Source organism: Rathayibacter festucae DSM 15932, assembly GCF_004011135.1.
In the GTDB taxonomy this organism is placed as follows: domain Bacteria; phylum Actinomycetota; class Actinomycetes; order Actinomycetales; family Microbacteriaceae; genus Rathayibacter; species Rathayibacter festucae.
This window is the reverse complement of sequence record NZ_CP028137.1, coordinates 1234804-1248890: the sequence shown is the minus strand read 5'-3', so window position 1 is coordinate 1248890 and position 14087 is coordinate 1234804. Positions and strand designations below refer to the sequence as shown.

Here is a 14087-nt window from a genome sequence, read left to right as displayed (position 1 = left end):
CTCCGCCCGCACCGAGTTCCGATGGAGGAACCCCATGGCCACGATCCGCAGTCTCCGACGGGCGGCGCTCGCGCTGGTCGCCGTCGCCTCCCTCGGAGTGGCGGGCGCCGCACCCGCCGCCGCGCTCGACTGGCCGTTCCCCGGCGTCCCGAGCCGCGGTCTCCCCACGGCGCAGGAGCTCCGCGACGCCCTCGGCGGTCCGGTCGTCTCGCCGTCGACGTCGGTCGGCTACGGCGGCGCGGTCTCCTCGGTCGACGCGCTCGCGAGCCGGGTCGGCCTCGAGGTGCTCAAGCGCGGCGGCAACGCGGCCGACGCCGCCGTCGCGACGGCGTCGGCCCTCGGCGTCACCGAGCCGTACAGCGCCGGGATCGGCGGCGGCGGCTACTTCGTCTACTTCGATCCGAAGACCGGGGAGGTGAGCACCATCGACGGCCGCGAGACGGCGCCGGCCGGCATCACTCCGGACGCCTTCCTCGACCCGGCGACCGGTGCGCCGTACCCGTTCACCCCGCAGCTCGTCTCGTCCGGAGTCGCGGTCGGCGTCCCCGGCACCGTCGCGACCTGGGACGCCGCGGTCGATCGCTTCGGCACCCTCCCGCTCCCTGTCGTGCTGGCCCCGTCGATCGTGCTCGCGGCCAAGGGCTTCCCGGTCGACGAGACCTTCCGCAGTCAGACCCTCGACAACCTCCAGCGCTTCCAGCAGTTCCCCGACACCGCGGAGCTGTTCCTCCCCGGTGGCGACGCTCCGGCGGTCGGCAGCACCTTCCGCAACCCGGATCTCGCGAAGACCCTCGCCCGGATCGCCGCCCGCGGGCCGAGCGCGTTCTACGACGGACCGCTCGCGGCCGAGATCGCCGCCACGGTGCAGAACCCGCGGCTCGCGGAGGGCTCGACCCTCCCCGCCCCGGCCGGCTCGATGACCGAGGACGACCTCGCCGGCTACTCGGTGGCCGAGCAGGCGCCCACTCACGTCTCCTACCGCGGGCTCGACGTCTACGGCATGGCGCCCTCCTCCTCCGGCGGGATCGCGATCGGCGAGGCGCTGAACATCCTCGAGAACCACGACCTCGCCGCCGAGGACACCGGCAGCGCCCTGCACCTCTACCTCGAGGCGTCGGCCCGCGCCTTCGCCGACCGCGGCGCGTACGTGGGCGATCCGGCCTTCGTCGACGTGCCGACCGAGACGCTGCTCAGCCAGGAGTTCGCGGACTCCCGTGACTGCACCATCGACCCGGCGGCCGCCTCCACGCGGCCGGTCGCCCCGGGCGCGCTCGACGGCGTCGGCTGCGCGACCGCCCTCACCGCGGAGCAGCCGGACACCGAGAACGTCTCGACCACGCACCTCTCCGTCGTCGACAAGTGGGGCAATGCGGCGTCCTACACGTTGACGATCGAGCAGACCGGCGGCTCGGCGATGACCGTCCCCGGCCGCGGCTTCCTCCTCAACAACGAGCTGACCGACTTCTCCGCGACGCCCGTGGAGGGCGACCCGAACCGGATCGAGCCCGGCAAGCGCCCGCGCTCCTCGATGTCGCCGACGATCGTGCTCGAGGACGGCGCGGTGAAGTTCGTCGTCGGCTCGCCGGGCGGAGCGACGATCATCACGACCGTCCTGCAGACGCTGGTCAACCGCATCGACCTCGGCATGACGCTGCCGGAGGCGGTGGCCGCGCCCCGGGCGTCGCAGCGCAACACCGCGTCGACCTCCGCCGAGCCGGGCTTCATCGAGGCCTACGCCGACGACCTCGCACCCTTCGGCCAGCAGCTGACGCCCTCGGGCGACACCTTCACCTCGGCCGCGCAGATCGGCGCGGTGGCCGCCATCGAGGTCGACCCCTCCGGCCTGATGACCGCCGCCGCCGAGCCCGTCCGCCGCGGCGGCGGCGTCGGCCTCGTCGTCACCCCGGAGAAGTGACCCGGGCTCCCTGCTGATCGAGCAGCCCTCGCAGAGGGCGTATCGAGATCCACCGTCACATGGAAGGCGGGTCTCGATACGCGCTGCGCGCTACTCGACCAGCATGGGACGCACGATCCGCCCACCGCACCCGCGTCGGCCCACGCTGCGGCCCGTGCTCACGCCTGCGCACAAGCATGCTGATCGAGTAGCCCTCGCAGAGGGCGTATCGAGATCCACCACCGGACGACGTCGGCCCCGAGGAGGCTCCGCCCGCGCTTCGCGCCGGGGTCGTCCTGCGCCGAGCGCTCTCGTCGCGAAGCCTCGCCGGACGGGATTGCTACCGTCGCCTGATGGCGAGCATCACCTACCCCGCTCCGCTGCGCCCGGGAGCGCGCGTCGAAGTCCCCGCGCCGTCGATGGGCGTGCCGGAGCACCTGCACGAGCGGCTCGATGCCGCGGTCGGAAGCCTCTCGGCGCTCGGCCTCGACGTCCGGGTCCGTCCGCACGCCCTCACGCCCGGACTCGTGCCGGCGTCCGCCGCGGAGCGGGTCGCCGATCTGCACGACGCCTTCCGGACGGGCGACGCGGTCCTGCCGCCGTGGGGCGGTGAGCTGGCGATCGAGCTGCTCGACGCGGTCGACTGGCAGGCTCTGGCCGACGCTCGTGCGTGGTTCGTGGGCTGGTCGGACGTCTCCACCCTGCTCCTCCCGCTGACGACGATCACCGGACTCGCGACGCTGAACGGCGCGAACCTGATGGACGAGCCGTGGGAGCTCCCCCTCGAGTTCGAGCGGTGGACGGACGTCGCCGCCCTCCCACCCGGGAGCTCCTTCACCCAGCGCGCCGCGCCGCGCCGCCGGGGCCGGCCCTGGGGAGCGTGGGCGGACGAGCCGCTCGACCGCGATCGCGCCTACGAGACGCCCACCCGCTGGCGCTCCCTCGACGGGAGTGCGGACGTCGCGATCCGCGGCCGTCTGATCGGCGGCTGCCTCGAGACGGTCTCGCTGCTGGCGGGCACGCCGTACGGCGACGTCCCCGGATTCGCGCGCCGGCACGCACCGGAGGGGACGATCGTCCACCTGGAGGCGGCCGAGTCCGACGCCGTCACCGTCCTCCGGATGCTCACCTCGCTGCGCCTCGCGGGCTGGTTCGAGGACGCGAACGGCGTCCTCATCGGCCGGACCGGCGGCGGTGCCGTTCCCGAGCTCAGCCAGGACGAGGCGGTGCGTCGGGCACTCGGTGATCTGAATCTCCCCGTGGTCCTGGACTTCGACACGGGGCATCAGCCGCCGCAGCTGCCGCTCGTGAACGGCGCGCTCGCCGACGTCCGGCTGGACGGCGCGAGCGGATCGATCACCCAGCACCTCGTGCCGTGATCGGCAGGAGCGACCAGGCCGGGTTGTCCGGGTACGGTGCCGTGATGGACTCGTCGCGAGAGCTGGTGGACCGCTGGGTGGCGGGGTGGTGTGAGTCGCGTGGGATGCTCATGCGGCGCGACGGGGACGGCCGGCTCGTCGCGGTCGCGGCGGAGACCCGCTCCCGGGAGTACGTGATCGCCGAGCCGTCGCTGCCCGAGCTGCGCCGCCTGGCCGCCGCCGTCACCGCGCCCGACGTCTGGCTGACGAATGTCGGCGACCTCGACGAGCGCGGTCGCGACGCGGTGGCCGGCCTCGACCCCGTGACCAGCGACGAGCGGATGATGACCACCCGGCTCCGAAGGGCCGCGAGGCCGCCGCAGGTGCGGATCGAGACGAGCGGTCGCGTCGCGCACGCCCGCATCGAGGCGGAGGGCGAGGTCGCGGCGCGCGGGCAGGCGGCGCTGAGCGGCGACGACGCCGTCTTCGATCGGATCGAGACGACTCCGCGCTTCCGCCGCCGTGGTCTCGGCGGCCTGGTGATGACCGGCCTCAGCGCCTGGGCGGCGGAGAACGGCGCGACCACGGGACTCCTGATGGCGAGCGTCGGCGGGCGCGCGCTCTACGCGAGCCTCGGCTGGACGGAGGTGGCACCGATCGTCACCCTGCGCGGGCGGGCCGCCGGTGCGACGGCCGAGGTGGGGGCATAGCTCCTCCACAGATCGGACATTCGCGGGTTCTCCCGGGGTTCCGCCCGAGGGGGGCTCGGGTGTCGGTGGTCCCTGCTTCAATACACGTATGGACGACCACAGCGACCCGGGAGCGGCAGGGCAGTCGAGCGCGCTCGCCGCCGTCGACGCGCTGACCGACATCGCCGCGGAGATCGGACGCACCTCCGCGCAGCTGCTCCTCACCCGCGCGCAGACCCTGCACCTCGCCTACCGCGCGGCGGTCACCGTCCCCGACGCGTTCGCCCGTGCGAAGTCGCTCTCCCGCAGCGAGGCGCGCACCCTGGTCGAGCGGTCGATCCGGGCCGAGTTCGCGGTCAAGCTCCGCCTGTCCGAGCGGGCGACAGAGACGGTCCTCGAGCACGCGCGGCTGCTCGTCGAGGACCTCCCCCGCACCCGCGCGCTACTCGCGGAGGGCCGGCTGCTCTGGGACTCGAGCGAGATCGTCTGCGCGACCGCCGCGACCCTGCCTCCCGGCTCCCGCGCCCGGTTCGACGAGCGCGCCGCCGAGGTCGCCCCGGAGGTCACGCCCACGCAGCTGAGGCGGATCGTCGCCCGCCTGCGCGACGAGCTCCACGAGGAGCCGCTCACCCAGCGGCACGTCCGCGCCCGGCAGGACCGCGCCGTCTGGGTCTCGCCGGAGATCGACGGCATGGCGACACTGTGCGCGCTGCTGCCCGCGCCGGACGCGATGGGCATCGCCGAGCGCGTCGACCGCATCGCCCGGTCCCTCCGCGAGGGAGGCGACGAGCGCACCCTGGCGCAACTGAAGGCCGACGTGCTCACTGATCTGCTGCGCGACGGCGACATCGCCGGCACCACGCCCGCAGGTGACGGTCCTCAAGTGACCCCATCGTTCGTCCCCGGGATCCGCGCGGAGGTGCGCCTCACCCTCGCCGCGTCCACCGCCGTCGGACTCGACGACGCCCCCGCGGACCTCGACGGCTACGGCCTCATCTCCGCCGACCTCGCCCGCGCCCTGGTCGCCTCCGGCGCCTCCTTCACGCGAGTGCTCACCGATCCGGACACCCGTGCCGTGAGGTCCGTCGGCCGCACCCACCGCGTCCCGCCGCCGCAGATGCGCCTGCACCTCCAGCTCCGCGACCAGACCTGCCGCTTCCCCGGCTGCACCCGCACCGCATCCCGAGCGGAGGCCGACCACACGATCGAATGGCGCAACGGCGGCGAGACGTCCCTGGACAACCTCGTCTGCCTCTGCACGTCCCACCACCACGTCCGCCACGGCGACCGCTGGACCTACATCCCCCGCCCGGACGGCAGCATCGTCTGGACCACCCCCACCGGCCGCCGCATCACGATCCGCCCACCCGCACTCGCCGGCGCCCCGCCGGGCCCCCGCTTCCGGGACGCACCGCCCCCGTTCTGACGAACGCGGTTCTGCACCCGCGCCGCCCCCTGCTGATCGAGTAGCCCTCGCAGAGCGCGTATCGAGATCCACCGTCACCCGATGAGTGGGTCTCGATACGCGCTGCGCGCTACTCGACCAGCATGAAATGAGCGCGCCCGCGCCCGCCTATGCGCCGCTTCATGCTTTGCCAATCCGCTTACGCCTGCCCAGCAGGCCGGTACCGATTCATGCTGATCGAGTAGCCCTCGCAGAGGGCGTATCGAGATCCACCGTCACCCGATGGGTGGGTCTCGATACGCGCTGCGCGCTACTCGACCAACAGGGGTCCGTCACGCCTGCTCAGCACGTTGCTGCCGCCCCATGCTGATCGAGTAGCCCTCGCAGAGGGCGTATCGAGATCCACCGTCACTCGATGGGTGGTTCTCGATACGCGCTGCGCGCTACTCGACCAACATGAAATGCGCGCGCCCGCGCCCGCCCATGCGCCGCTTCATGCTGCGCCGACACGCTGACACACGCTCTGCCCCGGTACCGCCCATGCTGATCGAGTAGCCCTCGCAGAGGGCGTATCGAGATCCACCGTCGCCCGATGGGTGGGTCTCGATACGCGCTGCGCGCTACTCGACCAACATGAGTCCGTCATGCCTGCCCAGCACGCCGGTGCCGATCCATGCTGATCGAGTAGCCCGCGCAGAGGGCGTATCGAGATCCACCCACTCACGAACGGTGGGTCTCGATGCGCGCTGCACGCGACTCGACCAGCAGGCGGCTACAGGCCCGCGGGCTTCGACGGGGTGCGGAGCCAGGTGTCGAAGAAGGCGGTCAGGTCCTGGCCCGAGACGGACTCGGCGAGCTCCTGGAGGTCGGCCGTCGTGACGGTGCCGTAGCGGTTCTCGGCGGCCCAGCGCTGCAGCAGCGTGCCGAAGGCCTCGTCGCCGATCGTGGAGCGCAGCTCGACCAGCGTCAATCCGCCGCGCGCGTAGATCGGGCTGTCGAAGAGGCCGAGCGCCCCCGGATCCGCGACCTGCGTCGCCCAGAACGGGTCGTCCGCGGGGATCGCCGCGACCTCAGCGGCCGACTCCTCGACGGTCGGGCCGCCGTCGTGCTCCGCCCACAGCCACTCGGCGTAGGTCGCGAAGCCCTCGTTCAGCCAGATGTCCGACCAGAGCCGCGGGGTGACGCTGTCGCCGAACCACTGGTGCGAGATCTCGTGCGCGACGGTCGAGGTGTCGGCGCTGCCCGAGTAGAACGAGCGTCCCTGCGTCTCGAGCGCGTAGCCGATCTCCTCGTCGTCGACGACGGCTCCGCCCGAGCGGAACGGGTAGGCGCCGAAGACGCTCGTGAAGTAGTCGATGATCTCGCCCTGGCGCGCGAGGGCGGCCTCGGTGCTCGCCCGTGCCTCGCCGGTGATGTCGCGATCGACCGCATCGATGCTGACGACGCCGCCCGCCCGGGAGCGGACGAGGTCGTAGTCGCCGATGTTCACCATCGCGAGGTAGCTCGCCATCGGACTGGTCTCGACCCAGCTCGACGTGGTCCAGCCGTTGCGGGTGACCGGCGAGCCCACCGGCACCCCGTTGGCGACGGCAGTTCGCCCCTCCGGGACCGTGAGGGTGAAGGAGTAGCGGGCCTTGTCGGCGGGCGAGTCGTTCACCGGGTACCAGGTCGAGGCGCCGTCGGGCTCGCTGGCGACCAGGGCGCCGTCGTCGGTGGACCACCAGCCGTACGGGGCGCCGGTGCCGTCGACCGGATTGCCGGTCGTGCCGGCGTAGCGGATGTCGACCAGGGTCGGCGCGCCCTTCTTCAGCGAGCGGGACGGCGTGATCGTCAGCTCGTCGCCGACCTGCGTGAAGGCGGCGCCCTTCGTGTTCACCGACACCTTCGAGACCGTCAGTCCGCGCAGATCGAAGGAGAACGAGCTCAGCTCCTGCGTCGGCGCGAGGGTCACGACGGCCCGGCCGGTGAGCGCCCGCGGCGCCGGGTCGTAGGTGAGGAACAGGCTGTAGCTGAGCGCGTCGAAGCCCGAGCTGCCGAGGCCGGGGAAGTACGGGTCGCCGGAGCTGGTGCCTCCGCTCGTCCCCGCTTTCACAGCGGTATCGGCGAGGGCGGGCGTCGGCAGGGCGAGAGCCCCGGCGACGAGGGCGGAGGCGAGGAGCGCCGGGACGACACGGCGGGAGGAGGCGGGCATGCGGCATACGCTAGCCCCTCGGCCACCCGCCGGACACTCCCCCTCCGCGCGACGCCGATGCCCTACGAGCGCCGCTCCAGCGCGGCCAGCAGGTACGGCGCCGTCCGGCTGCCCTCCGCCCGCGCGACCTGCTCCGGCGTGCCGGTCGCGACGATCGCGCCGCCCGCGTCCCCGGCGCCGGGCCCGAGGTCGATCACCCAGTCCGCGTCGGCGACGATCCGCATGTCGTGCTCGACGACGATCACCGTGTTGCCCGCGTCGACGAGGTGCTGCAGGTGGCCGAGCAGCCGGTCGGCGTCGGCCGGGTGCAGTCCCGACGTCGGCTCGTCGAGCAGGTAGAGCGTGTCGCCGCGCTGAGCCCGCCGCAGCTCCGACGCGAGCTTCACCCGCTGCGCCTCGCCGCCGGACAGCTCCGGCGCCGGCTGCCCGAGCGCGACGTAGCCGAGACCCACGTCGAGCAGCGCATCGAGGTGCCGGCCGATCTCCGTCTCCTCGGCGAAGACCTCGCGCGCCTCGGTGACACTCAGCGCGAGCACCTCGGCGATCGAGCGCCCGCCCCAGGTCACCTCGAGGGTCTCGGCGTTGTAGCGCGTCCCGCCGCACTCCGTGCACGGCGCCTGCACCGTCGGCAGGAAGAGCAGCTCGACCTCCATGGTCCCCTCGCCCTTGCAGACCGGGCAGCGACCGCTGGGCATGTTGAAGGAGAAGCGGCCGGCACCGTAGCGGCGCCGCTTCGCCTCGGGAGTCGCCGCGAACAGCGCGCGGACGCGGTCGAAGAGCCCGGTGTAGGTCGCGACGTTGGAGCGCGAGGTGCGCCCGATCGGCGTCTGGCCGACCTGCACGACCCGGCGCAGCCGCTCCGCCGGACCGGTCGCGCTGCCGGTGGTGACGGCGGTGTCGGCGTCGAGCAGCGGGTCGTCGGAGGAGGACTCGTCCGGCTCCGGGCCCTCCCCCGCCAGATCCGCCTGCAGGCTCGCGCGGAGCAGGTCGGGGAGCGCCCGATTGACCAGCGTCGACTTGCCCGACCCGGAGACCCCCGTCACCGCGGTCAGCGCGCCGAGCGGGAACGACACGTCGAGCCCGCGGAGGTTGTTGCGCGCCACGTCGACCAGCCGGACCTGCGCGTCGGGCGTCCGCCGGGCGGGCAGCGGCGGCGTCGGCTCCGCGGTCTCGGGGAAGAGGTAGCGCCGGGTGATCGACTCGCCGGCCTCGCGCAGCCCGTCGAGCTCACCCGAGTAGACGACGGTGCCGCCGCCCGAGCCGGCCGCCGGGCCGATGTCGACGATCCAGTCGGCCTCGCGGATCACGTCGAGCGAGTGCTCGACGAAGAAGACCGTGTTGCCGCTGTTCTTCAGCGCGCGCAGGATGCCGAGCAGCGCCTCCGTGTCGGCCGGGTGCAGCCCCGTCGACGGCTCGTCCAGGACGAACACCACCCCGAACAGCCGCGAGAGCACCTGGGTGGCGAGGCGCATCCGCTGCAGCTCACCCGAGGACAGGGTCGGCGTGGAGCGGTCCAGCGACAGGTAGCCGAGGCCGAGGTCGACGATCGGCGCCATCCGGCCGAGCAGGTCCGAGACGAGGCGCTGGGCGGCCAGCCGGGTCTCCGGGGCGAGCGGGCCACCGCCCAAGGGCACCCAGTTCGGCTCGAGCACGCGGGCCAGCAGCGCCGCGAGCTCCTCGAGCGGCAGCGCCGAGAGCTCGGTGATGTCGAACCCCTCGAAGCTCACCGCCAGCGCCTCGGGCTTCACCCGCTTGCCGTGGCAGTCCGGGCAGGCGACGCTGACCAGGAACGTGGCCGCGCGCTCGCGCATCCGGGCGCTCTTGGAGCCCGCGAAGGTGTCCATCACGTAGCGCTTCACGCCGAGGAACGTGCTCATGTACCGCGGCTCGGCCCCCGCCGCCACCGCCGCCCGCACCTCGGCCGGCCCGCGATCCGTCCAGACCGGCACCTGCGGCGACTCCTGCGTGTACAGGATCCACTCGCGCTCCTCGGCCGGCAGGGTCGCCCAGGGCACGTCGATGTCGTAGCCGAGCGAGATCAGGCTGTCGCGCAGCTGCTTGCCGTGCCAGGCGGTCGGCCAGGCCGCGAGCGCGCCGTCGCGGATCGAGAGCGAGTCGTCCGGCACCATCAGCTCCTCGGGTACGTCGTAGACGCGGCCGATCCCGTGGCAGGCCGGGCAGGCGCCCTGGACGGTGTTCGCGGAGAAGTCCTCCGCGAGGAGCATCGGCGCGCCCTCGGGGTAGGTCCCGACCCGCGAGAACACCATCCGCACCACGGACGAGAGCGTGGTCGCGCTCCCCAGGGTCGAGCGCGCCGAGCCGCCGGAGCGCCGCTGCGGCAGCGCGACGGCGGGTGGGAGTCCGTCGATCGCGTCGACGTCCGGCACCCCGACCTGGTCGATCAGCCGCCGCGCGTACGGCGCGACCGACTCGAAGTAGCGGCGCTGCGCCTCCGCGTAGAGCGTGCCGAACGCGAGGGAGCTCTTGCCCGAGCCGGAGACGCCGGTGAAGGCGACCAGCGCGTCGCGCGGGATGTCCACGTCCACGTCGCGGAGGTTGTTCTCGCGGGCGCCGCGGACACGGACCCGGTCGAGGCGGTGGTCGTCGGGAGTGCGCGCAGTCATCGGACCAGCCTGCCCTGTTCCGATGTGCGCTCAGTCCAGGGTGGGGCGGTAGGAGCGCACCACCGGCGGCGACTCGAGCGCCTCCCGCTTCACGACGTCGAGGCGCTGCAGCAGCGCGGGGATCGTCGGCGTCATCTCGAGCCGGACCTCCAGCTCGCCGTCCCGGCCGGGCAGCGTGAAGGCGACCTGGGCCGCGGAGGCGCTCCAGAGCAGCCGCTCGCGCAGGGGCCGGGCGGTCGGCTCCTCCGCGAGTCCGCCGACCTCCGCCAGCACCGCGGCGAGGCGGCGGGCGCGCACCTCGGCGGGCAGGTCGCTCAGGAGGTTCGGGCTGAACAGCACGCCGCCGGAGAGCTCCTCGGCCCGCGCAGGGTCACCGGGACCGACGATCGCCGCCTCGACGGCCGCCGCGGCCGCCAGCGTCGACGGGTGCACCGCGATCGTGCGCGCCGGCGGCTCCGCGTCCTCGAGCGCCGCGCGCAGCAGGCCCGTGGCCGCGGCGGCGAGCTTGGCGCCGTTCGTCGTCGCGAAGACCACGACTCCCAGGCCCGACCCGAGGTGCCAGCGCATGTTCGAGGACCAGCCGGGCAGCCCGCCGGAGTGGTGCGCGATCGCGCCGAAGCGGACGTCCTGCTCGATCACGAGGCCGAGTCCGTAGGCGGAGCCGTCGAGCGTGCTCTCCCCGGCCCGCGGGCTGAGCGCGGGCACCGGAGTCCAGCCGCGCTGCATCTCGCGGCGGGAGGCGCGGCTGAGCACGGCGTCGTCGGCGTCCCCGTCGTCGATGCCGCCGTCGGCGCCCTCGAACGCCGACGACAGCCAGGCGCTCCAGCGCGCGATGTCGCCGACGGTGCTGAACATGCTCGCGGCGCAGGCGCCCACACCGGTGCCGGTGTACGGGCGGGCGGTCCAGGTGGCGCCCTCGTCGAAGCTGCTGAAGCCCTGCGCGAGGTCGGTGCCCTCGGGGTAGGCGCCCACTTCGTAGCGCGTGCTCGCGAGGCCGAGCGGCTCGAGGATCGTCCGGGTCGCGAAGGCGACGAAGTCCTCGCCGGAGACGTTCTCGACGATCACCCCGAGCAGCCAGAAGCCGATGTTCGAGTACTGGTAGACCTCGCCCGGCCGCTCGGTGAAGGTCAGCCCGCGCGCGATCAGCGCGAGGAACTCGGCCCGCGGCATCGCCATCACGTGGTCGGCCCAGCCGTTGTCCTCGGGCAGCCCCGAGCAGTTGCTGAGCAGCATCCGTAGCGTCACCGGCAGCACCCGCCCCGCGGCGTCGACCGGGTCCGCGAACTCCGGCACGTGGGCGCTGACGCGGTCGTCGAGGTCGAGCAGCCCGCGGTCGCGGAGGATCAGCACCGCCGCCGCCTCGAAGCTCTTCGACATCGACGCGATGCGGTGCACGGTGCCGGCGTCCGGCGCGGCGCCGTCGAGCCGGTGCTCCGCGCGACCGTGCCGGGCGATCAGCCCGTCGCGGTCGAACAGCGCCCAGCTCAGCGACGGCGCGACCGGCGCCCCCTCGTCGAACCAGTGCGCGAATCGGTCGAGGAGCTCCGGAGTCATCCCCTCATCCTTCCGCACGCGATCCCTGTGCATTCGCCCCCTGAGCTCGCACGGGGTCGTCCCTGCGCAGCTCCACGAGGATGCGGCGCAGGTGGATCGCGACCAGCACACCCGGGCCCATGCTCGTCCCGGTCGCCGCGGCGCGGGCGTCGACGGCGCGCGCGAGCTCGTCGACCGCCCTCTCCGCCGGCTCCAGGGAGCGGTCCTCCGGCGAGCCGCCCGTCACCACCGCGTCGCCGACCGCGTGGCAGGCCGCGCTCAGCGGCGCCGCCAGCTCCGCGTCGAACGGCAGGGCACCCGGGCGGTTCCAGATCGTGTCGGCGAGCGCCGCCGTCATGTCGCGGACGTGGAAGAGCGTCCCGTCCAGGGTGGCCAGCCGGAGGTGGTCGGTCTGCGAGCTGTGCCGGTGCAGCAGAGCGCGCGGGTTGCCCTTGCGGCTCTCGTCGCCGTCGACCAGCGCCCGCCGCACCTCGGTCGCGGTCGCCGCGAGCTGCTCGCCGTTGGTCGACCAGGCCTCGTGCTCGGGCGGCCAGGTCTCCTCGAGGGCCGCGCCCATGTCGTGCAGGTGGCGCCCGAGCTGGCGCTCGAACTCGTCCACCCGCGCGGACGCCGCCTCGGAGGTCAGCCCCGGCGCGACCAGAAGGTTGACCAGCAGCCCGACCACGACGCCGACCGCCATCTGCACGAGGTAGCCGAGCGAGTAGTCCTCCGCCTTCGCGCCGCCGATGATCAGCACGAAGAGCGCCGCCATCGGCACGTACTCGCGGCCCGCGCCGAACCAGCCGGTGCCCGAGAGCACCACGCCGATGCCGACGATCAGCGGGATCGTCCACCAGGTCGGGCCGACCGTCACCACGACCAGCACCGCGAGCCCGATGCCGGCCGCCAGCCCCAGCAGCGTCTGCAGCCCGGTCTTCGCCGAGCCCATCAGCGTCGGGTACATGCTGACCAGCGCGCCGAGCGGTGCGTAGTACGGGTACTGCTCGGCGACGCCGGGCACGTGCGGCGCGACGGCCCAGGCGATGCCCACCGCCACCGCGGTCTTCAGCGCGAGCAGCAGCCGCGGGCCGGCGACCGCGTCGCGCCAGGCCCGGCCGGCCCGGGTGAGGCGAGGGCGGATCACGCCCGGTCGTCGGGGTTCAGGACGTCGGTGCGAGGGGCGTCGAGCCGCGCCGCGACGTCGGCCGGGAAGCCGCCGGTCGCGATCGGGCTCCAGCGCGTCGGCGTGATGCGCAGCAGCGACTTGTCCTGCAGGCGCATCGCCGCGCGGTACTCGTCCCAGTCCGGGTGCTCCCCCGAGATGCTGCGGTAGTAGTCGACGAGCGCGTCCTCCGCCTCGGGCATGTGCAGGACCTCCGCGTCGCCGTCGACCTGGATCCACGCGTCGTTCCAGTCGTCGGACAGCACGAGGACCGACGCCGCGGAGCGGCGCTCGGCGTTGCGGGTCTTCGCCCGGCCGGGGTAGGTCGAGATCACCAGGCGGCCCTCGGCGTCGACACCGCCGGACACCGGCGACATCTGCGGCCGGCCGTCCGCGCGGGTGGTGGCGACGAGCATCCGGTGCCGCGGTCGCACGAAGTCGAGCATGCCGTCGCGGTCGACGGCGGTGGTGGTGGAGACGGTTCTGGCCATGCGGACCAGGCTAACGAGGACCTCTCCGGGACTAGGCGGTTCTACCCGGCCGTGTCAGCCGGAGCCCAGGAACGGCGTGCTCCCTCCCCCTGAGAGGGGCCGTGGCGGGGCGGGTGCTGGCGCGGAAGGACGGGGCGGCTGTCGCTACTTTCTGGACGGAACTCCCCCCTCCCGGCCCCGAAAGGACCCCGTGCCCACCTCCTCCCCGCTCTCCCCGCTCTCCCCCTCGCGCCGCTCCGTCGCCGTCGCCGCGGCCTGGTCGCTGCCCGTGATCGCCGTCGCCGCCGCGGCGCCGCTCGCGAGCGCCTCCACCGTGGAGGTCGTCCCCGGCCAGCCGGACACCTACCCGAACCCGACCTTCTCGGCGACCCGCCAGTCGGTCGGCGACCCGAGCCTGAAGGCGACCAACAACACCGGCTACGCGCGCACCGACTTCACCGCGGTCCCGGACGACGGCGACTACGCCTCGTACAAGACCGGCTGGACGTACGTCATCACCTCCGCGAAGCCGGTGTCCACGATCACCTACGACACCACCAGCCTCGCCCCGGGCGTGCAGGGCGTCCTGACCGACGGCCTCTACACCTACTCCTGGACCCTGACCCGCGCGGCGGAGACGACCTGGGTGCGGGTCAAGCCGACCGCCTTCCCGCAGGAGATCCGCTTCGTGCTGACCGACACCACGTCCACCCCCCAGGGCGTCGTCGGCAACGCGACGGCCACCTCGAAGGCGTGAGTCG

10 protein-coding genes are annotated in these 14087 nt (G+C 73.5%); 5 read left to right on the top strand and 5 right to left on the bottom strand.

Annotation, left to right across the window (positions count from 1 at the left end):
- Positions 1-34: 34 nt before the first annotated feature.
- The 4 genes from ggt (at position 35) to C1I64_RS05865 (ending at position 5367) form a co-directional block, all read left to right on the top strand.
- Positions 35-1915: a gamma-glutamyltransferase gene (gene ggt, locus C1I64_RS05880; RefSeq protein WP_127886523.1), complete on the top strand. Its 1881-nt coding sequence runs from the start codon at positions 35-37 to the stop codon at positions 1913-1915.
- A gap of 332 nt (positions 1916-2247) precedes the next feature.
- Complete coding sequence (locus C1I64_RS05875; RefSeq protein ID WP_127886522.1) at positions 2248-3273, top strand: S66 family peptidase; 1026 nt, start codon at positions 2248-2250, stop codon at positions 3271-3273.
- Positions 3274-3383: 110 nt separating this feature from the next.
- The gene (locus C1I64_RS05870; protein WP_127886521.1) at positions 3384-3962 is read left to right on the top strand and encodes a GNAT family N-acetyltransferase; all 579 of its coding nucleotides are present in this window, start codon (positions 3384-3386) and stop codon (positions 3960-3962) included.
- Between the two features lie 88 nt (positions 3963-4050).
- Positions 4051-5367, top strand: coding sequence for an HNH endonuclease signature motif containing protein (locus C1I64_RS05865; protein WP_127886520.1), 1317 nt, complete (start codon positions 4051-4053; stop codon positions 5365-5367).
- A gap of 751 nt (positions 5368-6118) precedes the next feature.
- Here C1I64_RS05865 and C1I64_RS05860 read toward each other — a convergent pair.
- The 5 genes from C1I64_RS05860 to C1I64_RS05840 all read right to left on the bottom strand — a co-directional run bounded on the left by C1I64_RS05860 (position 6119) and on the right by C1I64_RS05840 (position 13347).
- Entirely contained in the window at positions 6119-7537 is a 1419-nt protein-coding gene (locus tag C1I64_RS05860; protein ID WP_127886519.1) for a M1 family metallopeptidase, read from the bottom strand.
- Between the two features lie 62 nt (positions 7538-7599).
- Positions 7600-10161, bottom strand: a complete 2562-nt coding sequence (locus tag C1I64_RS05855) for an excinuclease ABC subunit UvrA (protein WP_127886518.1) — start codon at positions 10159-10161, stop codon at positions 7600-7602.
- Positions 10162-10191: 30 nt separating this feature from the next.
- Positions 10192-11715, bottom strand: coding sequence for a serine hydrolase domain-containing protein (locus C1I64_RS05850; RefSeq protein ID WP_164874454.1), 1524 nt, complete (start codon positions 11713-11715; stop codon positions 10192-10194).
- 4 nt (positions 11716-11719) lie between these two features.
- Positions 11720-12838 carry an FUSC family protein gene (locus tag C1I64_RS05845; RefSeq protein WP_244209407.1) on the bottom strand — a complete coding sequence of 373 codons (1119 nt, stop codon included), beginning with the start codon at positions 12836-12838 and terminating at the stop codon, positions 11720-11722.
- Complete coding sequence (locus tag C1I64_RS05840; protein WP_127886516.1) at positions 12835-13347, bottom strand: PPOX class F420-dependent oxidoreductase; 513 nt, start codon at positions 13345-13347, stop codon at positions 12835-12837. The genes C1I64_RS05845 and C1I64_RS05840 overlap by 4 nt, the downstream gene beginning before the upstream one ends.
- A gap of 190 nt (positions 13348-13537) precedes the next feature.
- On the opposite strand from C1I64_RS05840, the gene C1I64_RS05835 reads away from it, so the two are divergent.
- Positions 13538-14083, top strand: a complete 546-nt coding sequence (locus C1I64_RS05835; protein ID WP_127886515.1) for a hypothetical protein — start codon at positions 13538-13540, stop codon at positions 14081-14083.
- The last annotated feature ends 4 nt before the right edge of the window (positions 14084-14087 follow it).